The organism is Cryobacterium sp. CG_9.6 (assembly GCF_029893365.1).
GTDB lineage: Bacteria > Actinomycetota > Actinomycetes > Actinomycetales > Microbacteriaceae > Cryobacterium.
Genome location: NZ_JARXUZ010000001.1, coordinates 2,831,200 through 2,846,001 on the forward strand (window position 1 = coordinate 2,831,200; position 14,802 = coordinate 2,846,001).

At 63.3% G+C, this 14,802-nt stretch carries 16 protein-coding genes; 10 read left to right on the forward strand and 6 right to left on the reverse strand.

Translation table 11 applies throughout. The features are described from left to right. Positions 1 to 87: 87 nt before the first annotated feature. The 5 genes from H4V99_RS12975 to H4V99_RS12995 all read left to right on the forward strand — a co-directional run bounded on the left by H4V99_RS12975 (position 88) and on the right by H4V99_RS12995 (position 3,967). Entirely contained in the window at positions 88 to 795 is a 708-nt protein-coding gene (locus tag H4V99_RS12975) for a phosphatase PAP2 family protein (RefSeq protein WP_280678939.1), read from the forward strand. Between the two features lie 85 nt (positions 796 to 880). Next, positions 881 to 1,345, forward strand: a complete 465-nt coding sequence (locus H4V99_RS12980; RefSeq protein ID WP_280678941.1) for a hypothetical protein — start codon at positions 881 to 883, stop codon at positions 1,343 to 1,345. 88 nt (positions 1,346 to 1,433) lie between these two features. Next, entirely contained in the window at positions 1,434 to 2,033 is a 600-nt protein-coding gene (locus tag H4V99_RS12985; protein ID WP_280678943.1) for a DUF305 domain-containing protein, read from the forward strand. A gap of 340 nt (positions 2,034 to 2,373) precedes the next feature. Then, on the forward strand, positions 2,374 to 3,027 hold the full coding sequence (locus H4V99_RS12990) for a M23 family metallopeptidase (RefSeq protein WP_280678945.1): 654 nt from the start codon (positions 2,374 to 2,376) through the stop codon (positions 3,025 to 3,027). Next, positions 3,020 to 3,967 carry a hypothetical protein gene (locus H4V99_RS12995; RefSeq protein ID WP_280678947.1) on the forward strand — a complete coding sequence of 316 codons (948 nt, stop codon included), beginning with the start codon at positions 3,020 to 3,022 and terminating at the stop codon, positions 3,965 to 3,967. Before H4V99_RS12990 ends, H4V99_RS12995 begins: the two co-directional genes overlap by 8 nt. Before the next feature lie 9 nt (positions 3,968 to 3,976). Here H4V99_RS12995 and H4V99_RS13000 read toward each other — a convergent pair whose 3' ends face one another. Beyond that, positions 3,977 to 4,660 (reverse strand): response regulator transcription factor, encoded by a 684-nt coding sequence (locus tag H4V99_RS13000; protein WP_280678949.1) that lies wholly within the window; start codon positions 4,658 to 4,660, stop codon positions 3,977 to 3,979. A 44-nt stretch (positions 4,661 to 4,704) separates the two neighbouring features. Continuing rightward, the gene (locus H4V99_RS13005) at positions 4,705 to 5,871 is read right to left on the reverse strand and encodes an ATP-binding protein (RefSeq protein WP_280678951.1); all 1,167 of its coding nucleotides are present in this window, start codon (positions 5,869 to 5,871) and stop codon (positions 4,705 to 4,707) included. Between the two features lie 179 nt (positions 5,872 to 6,050). Here H4V99_RS13005 and phoU point away from each other — a divergent pair, with 179 nt between their 5' ends. Then, positions 6,051 to 6,710: a phosphate signaling complex protein PhoU gene (phoU, locus tag H4V99_RS13010; protein WP_280678953.1), complete on the forward strand. Its 660-nt coding sequence runs from the start codon at positions 6,051 to 6,053 to the stop codon at positions 6,708 to 6,710. Between the two features lie 66 nt (positions 6,711 to 6,776). On the opposite strand, the gene H4V99_RS13015 is transcribed toward phoU, so the two are convergent. The 4 genes from H4V99_RS13015 to H4V99_RS13030 form a co-directional block, all read right to left on the reverse strand. Next, positions 6,777 to 7,526, reverse strand: coding sequence for a phosphoglyceromutase (locus tag H4V99_RS13015; RefSeq protein ID WP_280678955.1), 750 nt, complete (start codon positions 7,524 to 7,526; stop codon positions 6,777 to 6,779). Positions 7,527 to 7,561: 35 nt separating this feature from the next. Next, a complete protein-coding gene (locus H4V99_RS13020) occupies positions 7,562 to 8,812 on the reverse strand; it encodes a folate-binding protein (RefSeq protein WP_280678957.1) in 1,251 nt (416 codons plus the stop codon). An 84-nt stretch (positions 8,813 to 8,896) separates the two neighbouring features. Continuing rightward, the gene (locus H4V99_RS13025; protein ID WP_280678959.1) at positions 8,897 to 9,511 is read right to left on the reverse strand and encodes an FABP family protein; all 615 of its coding nucleotides are present in this window, start codon (positions 9,509 to 9,511) and stop codon (positions 8,897 to 8,899) included. A gap of 182 nt (positions 9,512 to 9,693) precedes the next feature. Then, positions 9,694 to 9,957 (reverse strand): hypothetical protein, encoded by a 264-nt coding sequence (locus H4V99_RS13030; RefSeq protein ID WP_280678960.1) that lies wholly within the window; start codon positions 9,955 to 9,957, stop codon positions 9,694 to 9,696. 74 nt (positions 9,958 to 10,031) lie between these two features. Here H4V99_RS13030 and H4V99_RS13035 point away from each other — a divergent pair, with 74 nt between their 5' ends. Genes H4V99_RS13035 through H4V99_RS13050 form a run of 4 tightly spaced genes read left to right on the forward strand, consistent with a single transcriptional unit; the run spans position 10,032 to position 14,746 of the window. Beyond that, entirely contained in the window at positions 10,032 to 10,721 is a 690-nt protein-coding gene (locus tag H4V99_RS13035; protein WP_280678962.1) for a response regulator transcription factor, read from the forward strand. Between the two features lie 4 nt (positions 10,722 to 10,725). Further along, on the forward strand, positions 10,726 to 11,583 hold the full coding sequence (gene mshD / locus H4V99_RS13040; protein WP_280678964.1) for a mycothiol synthase: 858 nt from the start codon (positions 10,726 to 10,728) through the stop codon (positions 11,581 to 11,583). 56 nt (positions 11,584 to 11,639) lie between these two features. Continuing rightward, positions 11,640 to 13,814: an RNA degradosome polyphosphate kinase gene (locus H4V99_RS13045; RefSeq protein ID WP_280678967.1), complete on the forward strand. Its 2,175-nt coding sequence runs from the start codon at positions 11,640 to 11,642 to the stop codon at positions 13,812 to 13,814. Next, positions 13,811 to 14,746 carry an NUDIX hydrolase gene (locus H4V99_RS13050; protein ID WP_280678969.1) on the forward strand — a complete coding sequence of 312 codons (936 nt, stop codon included), beginning with the start codon at positions 13,811 to 13,813 and terminating at the stop codon, positions 14,744 to 14,746. The genes H4V99_RS13045 and H4V99_RS13050 overlap by 4 nt, the downstream gene beginning before the upstream one ends. Positions 14,747 to 14,802: the final 56 nt, after the last annotated feature.

The window sequence follows — 14,802 nt, forward strand, 5'->3', positions numbered from 1 at the left end:
CCCCGGCGGAAAACCATGGTGACATTTACAGCCCGGCTGGCCCACCTCAGGAAGACATTTCTGTCGTCATCGATTTATTATTGCCCCATGGTGAGCATCGGAAAAGCGGATGTTGTCGAGCCGGCCATGCGCCGAAAACTAAACGGTATTGCTCGTGCGCTCATTATTGTTGGCAGCGGTTCCGTCACGATTCTGGTGGTCGCAGTGCTCCAGCACACCGGGATCACTGCCGTCGATGAGCCGATCCGAGCGTGGTTGCTGAGCGTGCGCACCCCCGAGCTCACCGTGGTCATGATCACCTTCGCCATTCTTTTCGGCCCAATCGTTCTGCCGGCGATCGTCCTCATCGTGGCGGCGACATGGGGTGTTGTGACAAAACAGGCGTGGCGCCCGCTGCTCCTAGCCGGCGGCATGCTGAGTGGCGTCATCGTTTCCCAAATCATTTTGCGTCTCGTGCACCGCGATCGTCCCCCGCAAGCCCTCATGCTCTTCGGCGCCGATCCGTCGTTCTCCTTCCCCTCCGGCCACGTGCTCGGCGCTTCAGATTTTCTCCTGATCACCACCTATCTCGTAATCTCCCGTCGCAGCGCCTTCCGTGGCGCCGGGATCTCGTTCTCCGTTGCTGGACTCGGCATCGTCGCGGCGGCCATCAGCCGCCTCTACCTGGGCTACCACTGGACAACGGATGCTGCGGCATCCGTTGCTCTCTCCCTGGTTGTTCTCGGGTGTGTCATTGCCGTCGACACGGCTCACACCGTGCCCCACGCACACCGAAACCCGGTGTCCGGCCGGTAGCGTCCCGCGCCGCCCTCCATGGAACACACAAGATGAGAGTTGTACTGTTAAAAAGTATGTCGAGGGAGTGGAGGATGAGTCGGTCGTGAATGCGCTTCAGAACACCACACCCTCCCCACGAACATTGCCACTGCGGCGATTGCTGATCGTGATTGTCGCCGTCGGCGCCGTGCTGATGGGTCTGCTGGCTATTCATTCCATGTCAGACTCCCCCGATGCTTCGCTGACCTCCACCATGGTGTCTGGTCACCATCTGCATGACAGTGTCGCGAGCGCCGCCACAGCCACGGGCGTCGGGATAGCCACGATTGCCGGCAGCCACGCGGCTCCCCTGCTGCAGTGTGGTGCCCAGTGTGCAGCCGAGCACTGCCTGATGGCGCTCACCTGCCTGATTCTCGCCGTGGTCATCACGCTCACCCTTGTGGCGCGGTCTCCGACACGACGTTCTCGCGTTCTGCACCGGGGCCAACGTGTTGTGCAGCGGCTTGCGGAACTGCGTCATCACATCTACCTGCCGTCTCTCACGGTTCTCTGCGTCAGTCGCACCTAAACCGACCGCACCGCGCGGCCCGTTCGCGCGCGCGCCACAGTCGTGGCGCCCGGTCCAGAAGTGCACTTTGACAATGAATGGAAGAATCATGTTCGCATCACGTAAATACCTGCTTATCGGCGTCGCTATTGCCGCCGCCGCAACGCTCAGCGCCTGCTCCACCGCATCGCCCTCGGGCGCGGACGCACCAAGCACCAGCGCATCCGCTTCCTTCAACGATGCGGACGTGTCGTTTGCGCAGGGAATGCTCCCCCACCACGAACAGGCCGTCGAGATGAGTGACGTCCTCCTTGCCAAGGACGGCATCGATCAGCAGGTGCTCGATCTGGCCACCCAGATCAAGGCTGCACAGGAGCCGGAAATTGCCCAGTTGACCGAGTGGCTGAGCACGTGGGGAGCCGAGAGCACAAGCTCATCATCGGACATGTCGGGAATGAGCGGCATGGATGAGGGAATGAGCGGCATGATGTCGCAGGACGATATGGATGCCCTCGACTCCGCTACCGGCACCGAGGCGGGAACGCTCTTCCTGGAGCAGATGACGATGCACCACGAGGGCGCGATCCAGATGGCTCAGCTCGAACTCGACGACGGCACAAACGTGGATGCGAAAGAGATGGCCACCGCCATCATCAAGACGCAGACCGACGAGATCGCGGTCATGAAGGAACTCCTGGCGTCCCTCTAACCACACCATCTGACTCAAACGCATCCCGCGCACCTGCCGGGTCTCACCCCCCTGCGGGTGAGACCGGCCCGTGCGCCTGCAACCATCTTGGAAAGTTCAATGCCCCACACCTCCCTCATCCCCACGTTTCGCTCTCGGCCAGAGACTCGTGCGTGACCCGGTGACGAACAACGACACACAACCCCAGACGGCGCCACTCACGAGACGGGCCGTTCGTGAATCGGAACGGCAGAGCGCTTCGGCAGCTCGGCCTTCAGTTCGCCCGGCGCGGGCGGAACGTACAGTTTCCCCGCGACGTGGCCGGCCGCCCGTGGGTCGGCGAATCTTTGCTGTCACGGCCATGACCGCAGTGGGGTTTCTCACGGTGGCAACGGCCCTGCCGGCGGTAGCTGCAAATTCGGCCATGGCGGCTACATCGACGTCCTCATTTGCCACGCCACCAACATCCGCTGACGAATCGCTGGCGACTCAGTCGGTCACGATCAGCGCGAGCGCAACGAAGTCACCGCAGCGCGATGGCTATACGGTGACCGAAACGCCACAATTCGTCGCGCCCACCAGCGTGACGACAAATCGACTCAGCAGCCAAGGCTGGACATTTCCCGTGGTCGGTGGCATCTCGTCGCCCTATGGCGCCCGGCCGAACAAGCCGGTTTCGGGGGTGGGTGATTTCCACAACGGCACCGACATCGCGGCCACGTGCGGAAAGCCGGTGTCCGCCGTGACGTCCGGCACCGTCGTGCAGGCCGGGTACTTGGGTTCCTATGGCAACTGGGTTCTCATCGACCATGGAGACGGAATCCAGACCGGATATGCCCACAACAGCAGAGTCCTGGTGAGTAAGGGGCAAACCGTCACGGCGGGCGAGAAAATCGCCGTGGTCGGTAGTACGGGAGCCTCGAGCGGCTGCCACGTGCACTTCGAAACTCGGATCAACGACACGCAGGTCGATCCGGTGTCATTCATGACTCTGCGGGGGGTTCTCCTTGGTTAGCTCGCCCGCGTTTCGACCGCGCTGGCGCCTGGCCGCGGGTGCTGCGAGTCTTGCGCTTCTCCTGAGCGGATGCTCGGCGGCGGCCACATCGCCCGCCACCAACGCTGGAGCTACCTTTGAGCACGTGCACGGGCTGGGTTATGATCCGACCACCGGCCGCACCTACGCGGCAACTCACCATGGTGTCTGGCTCCTGTCGACAGAAGAACTCCCCGACACCTATGGAAACGGTACGCCCGACACGAGCGGCGGGGAGGAGACACAGCCCATTGCGGGCCGTGCCCAGGACACCATGGGTTTCCTCGTGACAGAGACAGGCCTGCTACTGGGCTCAGGCCATCCCGATCCCGCCGAGGAACCGAGCCTGAGCCCCGCCAACCTTGGTTTGATCAGCAGCACCGACGGCGCTGAAACATGGGATACCGTGTCGCTGCGCGGCGAGACGGACTTCCATGACCTCGCCGCCGCCCCCCTGCCGTCGGGGGAACTGCGGATCTACGGTTACGACGCCGAGCGTGGCACCATTCGGGTGAGCGATACGTCAGGCACGACCTGGATCGACGGTGCGGCGCTGCAGATGCGGGACCTCACGACCGATCCCGGCAATCCCGCACGGGTGTTCGCGACAACGGCTGCGGGACTCATGGTGAGCGACGACGCCGCACAGACGTTCGCTCCGGCTATCGGAGCGCCCGCCCTCTACCTCGTCGACGCGGCGACAGCATCAACCGAAACCGACATCGTCGGGGTGGACACCCAGGGCAACGTCTGGCATTCCACAGCGGAGGGCCCGTGGATCTCCGGCGGAACAACGCAGGGCATCGTGGAAGCGCTTACCGTCGTTGGCGGGCAGTCCCCGTGGATTCTGGTCAGCGATGACCGAGGCGTGATGGCCAGCGCCGACTACGGTCAGAACTGGATTGCGCTCCTGCCCAGATAGGTGCGCTGGTCAGGCCTCAAAGCGGTAGCCCAGGCCGCGCACGGTCACCAACATCGTGGGGTTCGAGGGAATCACCTCGATGCGAGACCGGATGCGCTTGATATGCACGTCGAGCGTTTTCGTGTCACCAAAGTAGTCGGTGCCCCAGACCCGGTCGATGAGCTGACCGCGGGTGAGTACGCGCCCAGCGTTACGCAGCAGGAACTCCAATAGTTCAAATTCCTTGAGGGGCATGTTCACGACATCGCCCGATACGGAGACGCTGTGGCGCTCGAGGTCCATTCGCACCGTGCCCGCTTCGAGCACAGAGTCATCGCTCTCGTCGTCCTGCTCCGTGTGCCGGCGCAGGACGGCACGGATGCGCGCCAGCAGCTCACGGCTGGAGTACGGCTTGGTCACGTAGTCGTCGGCACCCAGTTCGAGGCCCACCACGACGTCGACTTCGGAGTCTTTGGCCGTCACCATAATGATGGGAACCGCGGAGCGAACGCGAATCTCACGGCACACCTCCGTGCCCGGAATCCCGGGCAACATGAGGTCAAGCAGAATGAGGTCAGTTCCGTTGCGATCAAATTCCGCGATCGCACTGGGCCCATCTTCAGCCACGGTGATCTCGTAGCCCTCGCGTTCCAGCAGGAAGCTCAGCGGCTCACTGAGCGCGCTCTCGTCTTCGACCAAAAGGATGCGTATCACTGGGTCTGTCCTATCACTGGGTGGGTTCTAACGCTGGGTGGGTTCTAACGCTGGGTGTTCGCCGCAGGGGCGCCCGAAACGGCGCTCGGTTTCGCGGCCTCGGGAAGTCGGATGGTGAACGTGGAGCCCTGCCCCGGCTGGGACCAGAGGCGAATGTCGCCGCCGTGGTTTTGCACCACGTGCTTCACGATGGATAGGCCCAGACCGGTGCCACCGGTGTGCCGCGAGCGTGCTTGGTCAACTCGGAAGAACCGTTCGAAGACCCGATCAATATCGTTCGGGGCGATGCCGATGCCCTGATCGGTCACGACGATCTCGATGACATGCTTGTGTTTGCGCACGCCCACTCCCACCCGAGACCCCGGTTGCGAGTAGTTGACCGCATTGGAGACGAGGTTGTGCACCGCAACGATCAGCAGCTTCTCGTCTCCGTACACGTGTGCGCCGGACTTTTTGCCCACGGCAATAGTGATGTGCTCGGCCTCGGCCACCACCCGGCTCTGGTCTACGGCTGCGGCGACAATCTCGTCAACGTTGAGGTACTCCGGCGTTGCCAGGGCGTCCTTCGCCTGAAGCCGGGAGAGCTCAATAATCTCCTGAGTGAGCCGGCCGAGCCGCGCCGATTCGGTCGTGAGCCGGTTCGCAAATCGGCGCACCTGAGCCGGTTCATCGGCTGCCTGATTGAGCGCCTCCGCGAGAAGGCCGACCGAGGCAATGGGGGTCTTGAGTTCGTGGCTGATGTTGGCCACAAAGTCCCGGCGTACTTCATCCAGCCGGAAGGACTCGGTGCGATCCTCGGCCAGGATCAAAACATAGCGGGTGCCGAGGCGGGCCAGGCGCACGCGATACCGCAGGCTCCCATCGCTGAAAGGACCGCGCGAGAGCACCAGGTCCTTGGAGATGGGTTCACCAGTTCGGCGCACGAGCTGAGCCAACTCCACGAGCTCCGCGTGCACGAGCTGCGACTTGAACACGAGGCCCATGGTGAGGGCCGCAGCAGATGTCTTGATCACGTTATTTGACGGGTCGAGCACAATGCCGGCTGATTCGAGTGCGTCGAGCATCTGGTCTATTCCGTCGGGAACCACGGCGTTCACCACATCGGCCGCGCGGCGACCGTGATGTTCGGCCACCTGCAGAAGGGCCATGAACCCGGCACCGACTCCGAGCCCGAGCGCCAGTGACACCAGCACCAGCCATGTCGATTGCATATAGCCAGATTACCGGGGTCTCCGGCGTCATAAACGCAGCACTCCGTGCCTAGACCCTGTACTTTAGGAGAAGTTCAAGTGCCCGGCACCTGTTGTTCACTTGAGTGAGGCACACTACGTCGGGGTCCAGTACAGGTCTGATGCCCACGGCGCCCGGCGCCTGAGAAAGGACCAAATCTATGCGTGAAGTATTTCAATCGGAACTTGCCGAGGTGCAGTCGCGCCTCGTGGAGATCGCTCGGCTTGTCGTCATCTCCATCGACAAAGCCACCCGCTCGTTCAACGAGTCCGACGTGAGCCTGGCCGAAGAGGCCATTACCGAGGACGAGAAGATCGATGAGCTCACTGCTGAGCTCGATGAGCTCGCCATCACCATTCTTGCCCGCCAGCAGCCGGTAGCCCGTGACCTGCGCATCGTGGTGAGCGCCCTGCGCATCAGCGCCTCTCTGGAGCGCATGGGCGACCTGTCCACCCACATCGCGCAGCTCGCCCGGTACCGCTTTCCAGACAAGGTCATTCCCAAGGGGCTGCGGAGCACGTTCGCGGCCATGGGCGCACACGACGTCATCATCTCCAAGATGCTGGCGGAACTCCTCACCACGGAGGACCTGAAGCTCGCCGAAGCGATCCGCAATGAAGACGACAAGGTTGACGCTCTGCACCTGAGCGTTTTCGAGGCCGTACTCAGCGACAGCTGGAAGGGTCTCGCCGCCGACACCGTCGACGCGACTCTCGCCAGCCGGTATCACGAGCGTTTTGCAGACCACGCCGTGTCTATCGCCAAAAAGGTGCAGTACCTCGGCACCGGTGCCTGGCACGAGGACATCCACGCGTCCTAACAGCGATACATAACGAAGGCCCCGTCACCTGGTGACGGGGCCTTCGTTATGTCTGTGCAGCGGACCCTACTTCTTTCCTTGCGCGGCGACGGCGGCGGCACCGGCTGCGGCTGCGGCCGGGTCGAGGTACTCGCCCGGGCCGAGCGGCATCAGGTCTTCGCCGAGTCGGTACACCAGCGGAATGCCCGTCGGGATGTTGAGTTCGGCAATATCGGCGTCGCTGATTCCATCCAGGTGCTTCACGAGGGCGCGCAGGGAGTTTCCGTGCGCGGTCACGAGCACGGTCTGGCCGGTGCGCAGGTCGTTGGAGATGTCGGATTCCCAGTAGGGAAGCATCCGCTCAACAACGTCTTTCAGGCATTCGGTGCGCGGCAACTCGTCGGTGATGCCGGCATAGCGCGGGTCGCCAGCCTGAGACCACTCGTTATCGTCGGCGAGAACCGGCGGCGGGGTGTCGAAAGAGCGGCGCCAGAGCATGAACTGCTCCTGACCATACTTGGTGAGCGTCTCGGCCTTGTCGAGGCCCTGCAGCGCACCATAGTGGCGCTCGTTCAGGCGCCACGACCGCTTCACCGGAATCCAGAGACGGTCGGCCTCTTCCAGAGCGAGGTTAGCGGTCTGAATCGCGCGGCTGAGCAGACTGGTGTGCTGCACATCGGGGAGCAGGTTGGCCTGGGCCAGCAGCTGACCGGCGCGCTTGGCTTCCGTGACACCCTGCTCGCTGAGTCGAACGTCGACCCAACCGGTGAACAGGTTCTGCTGATTCCAGGTGCTTTGACCGTGACGGAGAAGGACGAGGGTATAGGGGGCGCTCATGCCCCCACTCTACCGAGTAGGGGCAGCAACCCGAATCAGGGCCGGGGTGTGCGCACGCCGAGGCGAGGCAACCGCGGAATCTCCGCGACGGATCCCGCCGATTGCGGCACAATAATCTCCTGCGCCGCCGAAATAGACACATCCTGCGACGATACATACAGAGTGGATGCTGCCGGTATCGTTCGCTTCACCACGGCGAGCGCGATCGGGCCGAGTTCATAGTGGATGGCGCTCGAGGTAATGGTGCCCACGGTGACGCGCTCGGTGTCGCCGGCCGGCTCGGCAGAAGGCGCGGGGACGCCGGCGTCGTCGGAGACCGACGGCGTACTCGTGAGCGCGGTCGGTCGACGGCGGTCGGCCTGCACCGGATCACCGTGCACGGGCAGCACGCCCTCCGACCCGTCCAGGTGCAGCATCACCAGGCGGCGTGGCGGATGACCGAGGTTGTGCACCTTGGCAACGGTTTCCTGCCCGCGGTAGCACCCCTTGTTGAGGTGAACGGCCGTGCGCAGCCAATCCAGCTCGTGCGGGAGGGTCTTATCGTCAACCTCCATGGCGCGACGCGGGCGCCAGGCGGCGATGCGCAGGGCTTCGAGCGCAATCAAACCGGCGGGTACGGTTCCGGTGGCGGGCTGCGCCGCCAGGCTTACGGCGAGCGCGGGCAGAGACGACCGCGGCACCAGGGCCTCCGCCCAGTGCCACGATGCTCCGGGGTGCTCAGGGGTTTCGGCGTATTGGTACCCGCCCCGGGCCACGCTCACCCAGGGGTCGGTCCAGAGCAGTGGGGACCCGTTTGGAGCGGTGACCGGCGCTCCCAAGGCGCCTAGCACCTCAGCCGGGTCGGTTGCCATGGTACCGATCGCGGCGTAGCTGAGGGTGAAGTCCACAATCTGCACGCGCAGGGTGAACTTCATCTTGTCGAGGAAGGCCTGGAGCCCCGGGAGTTCGTCGGCTTCGACCAGAAGCCACGCCTGCACGCCGTCATCCAGAACCCGAATGGCGTACTCGAGCCGACCGCTCGGATCGAGCAGCAGTGTCTCGGTGGACTCCCCCGGGGCGAGGCTGCGCAGTTCCTGACTCGCGATGGAGTTCAGCCAGGTGAGGCGGTCCGGTCCCGACACCGCCAAGACACCGTGATGGGACAAATCGACGAGTGCTCGCCCGGCCAGAAGCGAGCGCTGTTCAATCATGGGGTTGCCATAGTGGGCTGCAACGCCGGCGTCGATACCTTCGGCCTGAACGGCTCCGTCAAGGCTGAGCAGGGGGGAAAGCACTGGGCTGGTCATGAGACTCAATTCTGCCCGGGTCCCGTCGACCCGGTGCATGCAGCTGATGAATTCGAGTGCACCGACGGGTGCACGAGTGCGTGGTTATTCAGCCCGGCCGAGGCGTCCGGAGGCATGGGTGCGCAGTTTCTGCCCAAGAGCAGCGATATCCCAAGCCCAGAGCAGGTGATTGTCAACAAGGCCGTACATGCGCGTGGCAGCCGAATAGGCCTTGGCACCCGCGGTGCGTACAACGGCATCCGTTGCCAGGTCGATACGTGGACCCTTTACCTGGCCGAGATACAGCTCTGCCACACCACCCGGGTGCACGAGAACAACCTCAATATCGAAGCCACCGGCGGCGTTCCGCAGAGATTCGACGGCATTCGTCGTGGAGTATGGCCGATCATCGAGGCCCGGCAGAAGCCCGGGGCCGGGATCGGCCGCGAGCTGAGGGCGGCTGAGTCGCCAGTAGCCGGTTTCGGTGGCGAGCGGCGTCTTCTCCGTGCTCTCGGCGCCGGGTTCCGGTTCGAGCCAGGTATACGAGTTGTAGTTCAGGTACGGAAGCCCGTCGTGGCTGAAACTGATGCGATGGCCGAAGGTACGGCTCACGGACTGATCACCGATCTGGTATTCCAGCACGCCGGAACCTTCCCAGACGCCCAAGAGCCACGACAGGGGAACGAGTTCGGAGGGCAAGCCAACCGGAAGCTCACGCACGAAGGCTACCGCTGCCCCCGGAAGAGTTTGAAGACAACCAGGCCAGAGACCCAGAAGATAGCCAAGCTGGCCAGGCCGAGAAGACCCAGAAAGAAGATTTCAATTGCGAGCAGCGACATGCCCACAGTCTAGCGGTCGATCTCACCGCCCACCGTGCGAGCGGGTACCCCCAGGACAGCGGTCTACGAGAGGTGAAGGAGCGCAAACACCAGGGTCGCAACACTCAGCACGATGACGGCGCCCACGATGCTCGCGGTGACGCGAACCACGTAGCCCTCTTTCTGACCGGTAGCCAGTTGCAGGAAGAGTGTGATGAGGGTGCAACCCACCATGGTGAGCCCCACCCAGGCGAGCGTTTCGCCCGCTGGTGCCGTCAACCCGGTGAGGGTAGCGCCGATAACGGCCAGTACCCAGACTGCCGCAATAGATCTCCAGTGCCCACTCACCGTTCTATTGTGCCCTGCCGCCGAGCAATTGCGGCGCACTGTAGGATAACGCTCAAGATACCTGGAGGCCCCGATTGCAGTTGTTGATCCTGACCTCGGCGGTCAACACGGATGTTCTCCCTGCCCTGGCGCTACTTTCCCACAGCACGCGTGTCATTCCTGCGTCCGCTGACCAACTCATCAGCGCCCCGGATTCGGACGTTCTTGTTGTCGACGCCCGCACCAACCTGGCTGGTGCCAAGTCGCTCTGCCAGATTCTGCGCACCATGGGACTGACCGTTCCGCTGCTTCTTGTCATCACGGAAGGGGGACTCGCCGCGGTGAGTCCCGACTGGGGTGTCGATGACGTGGTGCTCGAGACAGCCGGTCCGGCCGAAGTTGACGCGCGCATTCGACTGAATGCCGGGCGCGTGTCTCGCAACGAACCCTCCCCCACAATCCGCGCGGCCGGGGTCGTCATTGATGAGGCGAGTTATTCGGCCAAGGTACACGGCAAACCGCTCGACCTTACCTATAAGGAGTTCGAGCTGCTGCGCTTTCTCGCAGCTCACCCGTCGCGTGTTTTCACCCGCGAACAGCTGCTCAGTGAGGTGTGGGGCTACGACTACTTCGGTGGCACGCGCACCGTAGACGTGCACGTGCGCCGGCTGCGTGCGAAGCTCGGCGATCAGGAATCCCTCATTGGCACCGTGCGCAACGTGGGGTATCGCTTTAATGTGCACGAGACCGATGACGAACGTGTGCCCAACTCGGTGCGAGCATAGGTGAATGCACCTTCAAAAATTTGATCCAGCGGATGCCGCGGCTCTCGCGGCGTTCCAGGCGATTGCGGCCGCCGCTCATGTCTTCGACGGTTATGAACCGTTCAATGAACAGACCCTGTTCGACCTGCGGGCGAAGAAGCGCACCGGGTATCTCCTGCTGAACGCCGACACTCCGGTTGGCGCGGCAGTGGGCGGCGGCGGCGAGATCGACCTCGTGGTGGCGCCGGACGCCCGGCAAAACGGTTACGGACGAGCCGCCCTCGACACGCTGCTGGGGGATCTTGAGGGCGATCTGACCGCGTGGTCGCACGGAGACCACCCGGGAGCACGCGCGCTTGCCGCACACAGCGGGTTCGAGGCTGTTCGTACGCTCCTCGAACTTCGCATGCCCCTGGGGCCGCAGTCGGCGCATCCGCTGCCTGACGGCTTTGTGATCGACGCGTTTCAGCCCCAGCGTGACGCGGCCGAGTGGGTAAGACTGAACGCCCTTGTGTTTGCCGGGCACCCGGAACAGGGCGGGGTCACCGAGGCCGACCTGCGCGACCGGCAGGCGGAGGACTGGTTTGTGGCCGACGACTTTCTGATCGCCCGCGACCTGCATTCTCAGATGGTGGGGTATAACTGGCTCAAGGTGGAGGGCGATGTGGGCGAGATCTATGTTCTGGGCGTTCACCCCGCCACAGCGGGTGCGGGCCTAGGCCGAACACTGATGCAGGCCGGTCTCGCACGCCTCGCTCACCGAGGCTGCATCACCGCGTCGCTCTACGTTGAAGCCGATAGCGCGGGGCCCGTTCACCTGTATCGATCGCTGGGCTTCAGCGATCACACCGTGGACGTGCAATACCGCCGCCTGCCTGTTTAAGAAGATGTTCACTCAGATCGTCGACCGGTCGGGGTGGAAGCTGGAAGGATAGTCAAATGGACGGCGAAATAACTCAGGCGGATTCCGGTCTCGGCAATGATTTTGACGACGACTTCGACCCGCTCTTTGGCAAGACAGATCCGGCGCTCCCCAGCGACCGCTACCTTGATCGGGAGCTCAGTTGGCTGGCCTTCAACCAGCGGGTGCTCGAGCTGGCGGAGGATCCGTCCCTTCCGGTTCTGGAACGGGCCAACTTTCTCGCCATTTTTGCCAGCAACCTCGACGAGTTTTTCATGGTGCGCGTCGCCGGCCTCAAACGTCGCATTCTCACCGGCCTCGCCGTGCCCACCAATGTGGGTCGCGCGGCCACCGACGTGCTGAGTGACATTTCCACCCAGGCGCATGCTCTACAGGCTCGGCACGCCCTCGCTTTTCAGGAGCTGGTGCGTCCTGCTCTCGCCGAGTCCGGCATCGACGTGGTGGACTGGCAGAGTCTCGGCGACGACGATCGACGCTCCCTGCGCACGTATTTCTCCAACCAGATCTTCCCGGTCTTGATGCCCCTGGCGGTCGACCCGGCGCATCCGTTCCCCTACATCTCCGGGCTCTCTCTCAATCTCGCCGTGCGGGTGCGCAACTCGAAGACCGGCAAGCAGGAATTTGCCCGGCTGAAAGTACCGCCCATGCTGCCGCGTTTTGTGCGCGTCGACCGCAGCGAGTCCGTGAATAGTCTGCGTTTCATCGCCCTGGAAGATCTGATCGCCAACCAGCTCGGCGATCTGTTCCCCGGCATGGAAATTCTCGAGCACCACGTCTTTCGGGTCACCCGCAATGAGGACGTGGAGATCGACGAGGACGAAACCGAGAACCTCATCAAGGCGCTCGAGAAGGAACTGCTGCGACGCCGCTTTGGCCCGCCCATTCGTCTTGAGGTCACCGAAGACATGGACGACGTCACCCTCGGGTTGCTCGTGCGTGAACTCGATGTCACCGAGCAGGAGGTGTACCACCTCCCGGCACCGCTCGACCTGGGCGGCCTCTTTGACCTGCGCATCGACCGTCCGGACCTGCACTTCGCCAAGCATGTGCCCACGACAGCGGCCGCACTGCTGCCCGCCGAGTCCAGCGCCGATCCCGACATCTTCAGCGCGATCGCTCATGCCGATGTGCTGCTGCACCACCCGTACGAGTCTTTCGCCACGAGCGTGCAGGCGTTCCTGGAGCAGGCCGCGGCCGACCCGAACGTACTGGCCATCAAACAGACCCTGTATCGCACCTCGGGCGACAGCCCCATCGTGGAGGCCCTCATTGCCGCTGCGGATGCGGGCAAGCAGGTCCTCGCTCTAGTCGAGATCAAGGCCCGCTTTGACGAACAGGCCAACATCACCTGGGCGCGCAAGCTCGAAAAGGCCGGCGTGCACGTGGTGTACGGTCTCGTGGGACTCAAGACGCACTGCAAGCTTGCCCTCGTAGTGCGCTACGAAAAGGGTGTTCTGCGTCACTACAGCCACATTGGTACCGGTAATTACAACCCGAAGACCAGCCGCATCTACGAAGACCTCGGTCTGCTCACGGCCGACCCTCAGGTGGGCAAAGACCTCACCCGGCTCTTCAACGAGCTGTCAGGCTATGCCATCGAGAAGAAGTTTAAGCGGCTCCTCGTGGCTCCGCTGCACCTGCGCCGCGGGCTGCTCAAGCACATCGCCACCGAGACCGCGAACGCTCTGGCCGGCGCAACCAGCGGCATCCGCATCAAGGTGAACTCCATGGTTGACGAGGACATCATCGATGCTCTTTACCGTGCGAGCCAGGCCGGTGTGCATGTGGACGTGTGGGTGCGCGGTATTTGCAGCCTGAAGCCCAACGTTCCCGGCATGAGCGAGAACATTCGCGTGCGCTCCATTCTGGGTCGCTACCTTGAACACTCGCGCATTTTCTCCTTCCACAACCTCGGCGACACGCAGGTATATATCGGCAGCGCCGACATGATGCATCGCAACCTCGACCGACGGGTGGAAGCGCTGGTGCGTCTCGTGGACCCGGAACACCTTCAGGAGATCGAGGGGCTGTTCGAACGGGCACTGAACGAACGAACCTCATCGTGGTGGCTGGATGAAACAGGTCACTGGACAAGGCACGACCGGGACGCTGCCGGCGCCCCCCTCGACGACATGCAAAACCGCCTCATGCAGCAGATCAGCCAGCGCAAGCGTCCGGGCACGCGTCGATGAGCGGAACGGCAATCTATGCTGCCGGCGCCGTGTGCTGGCGTCTCATCGACGGACGCATGCACGTGCTGCTCATTCATCGCACGGTGCACGGGGATGTCACCATCCCCAAGGGCAAGGTTGATCCCGGCGAGTCACTGCCACGCACGGCGGTGCGTGAGGTGCAGGAGGAGACGGGGCTCGACGTGGCGCTCGGAGTTCCGCTCGGCATCTCCAACTACGACATGCCTGACGGCCGCACCAAGATTGTGCACTATTGGGCCGCCGAGATCACCCCCGAAGCAATTCAGCGATCCACCTTTGTTCCTAACGGCGAGGTGGCCGCCATTGAGTGGGTCACCATCAAGAAGGCCCGCACCTATCTGAGCTACCCGGCCGACGTGGATATTCTCGAGACATTTTCCGCGCTCGTGGACGCCGGCATCACCCGTACCTTCGCACTCATCGCTCTTCGGCACGGCAAAGCGGTCCCCCGCACCGGCCTGGGTCCCGACAGCAAGCGTCCGCTTACGGAACGTGGAGTGCGCCAGGCCGCCAGCGTCGTCGACATCATCACGGCCTGGAACCCGCTCCGCATCATCTCCAGCACGGCTACACGCTGTGTCACCACGGTCGCGCCGCTGGCCGCGGCCACCGGCATCACCATCAAACAGACCGATCTCATTAGCCAGGACGCCCTCGAATGCGGTGAAGCGGATGTGCGTGCCGTGATCGGTAAGCGGGTGCGCTCCCGCAAGACCGCCGTCCTCTGCAGTCACGGCCCCGTGCTACCCGAAATTCTGCGCGAAATTGGGCTCGCCACCGGCAGCACAATGAACGCGGAACTGGCGGATGCGGCGGCCCTGGAGACGGGGGCGTTCTCGATCGTGCATCTCTCCAGCGAGAATCCGAGCGCCGGCATCATTGCCATCGAGCACCACATACCCCACTTGTAGGTGTCACCCGTTCACCTGCCGTTCATCTTCGCGAGGGTGTCCCGTTAATCTACGTG

Coding starts and splice junctions, on each gene's coding strand:
- H4V99_RS13015 (WP_280678955.1), bottom strand. CDS start 7,526: ATGAGCGCCCCCTATACCCTCGTCCTTCTCCGTCACGGTCAAAGCACC.
- phoU (WP_280678953.1), top strand. CDS start 6,051: ATGCGTGAAGTATTTCAATCGGAACTTGCCGAGGTGCAGTCGCGCCTC.
- H4V99_RS13005 (WP_280678951.1), bottom strand. CDS start 5,871: ATGCAATCGACATGGCTGGTGCTGGTGTCACTGGCGCTCGGGCTCGGA.
- H4V99_RS13045 (WP_280678967.1), top strand. CDS start 11,640: ATGGACGGCGAAATAACTCAGGCGGATTCCGGTCTCGGCAATGATTTT.
- H4V99_RS13020 (WP_280678957.1), bottom strand. CDS start 8,812: ATGACCAGCCCAGTGCTTTCCCCCCTGCTCAGCCTTGACGGAGCCGTT.
- H4V99_RS12990 (WP_280678945.1), top strand. CDS start 2,374: ATGACCGCAGTGGGGTTTCTCACGGTGGCAACGGCCCTGCCGGCGGTA.
- H4V99_RS12975 (WP_280678939.1), top strand. CDS start 88: ATGGTGAGCATCGGAAAAGCGGATGTTGTCGAGCCGGCCATGCGCCGA.
- mshD (WP_280678964.1), top strand. CDS start 10,726: ATGCACCTTCAAAAATTTGATCCAGCGGATGCCGCGGCTCTCGCGGCG.
- H4V99_RS13050 (WP_280678969.1), top strand. CDS start 13,811: ATGAGCGGAACGGCAATCTATGCTGCCGGCGCCGTGTGCTGGCGTCTC.
- H4V99_RS12985 (WP_280678943.1), top strand. CDS start 1,434: ATGTTCGCATCACGTAAATACCTGCTTATCGGCGTCGCTATTGCCGCC.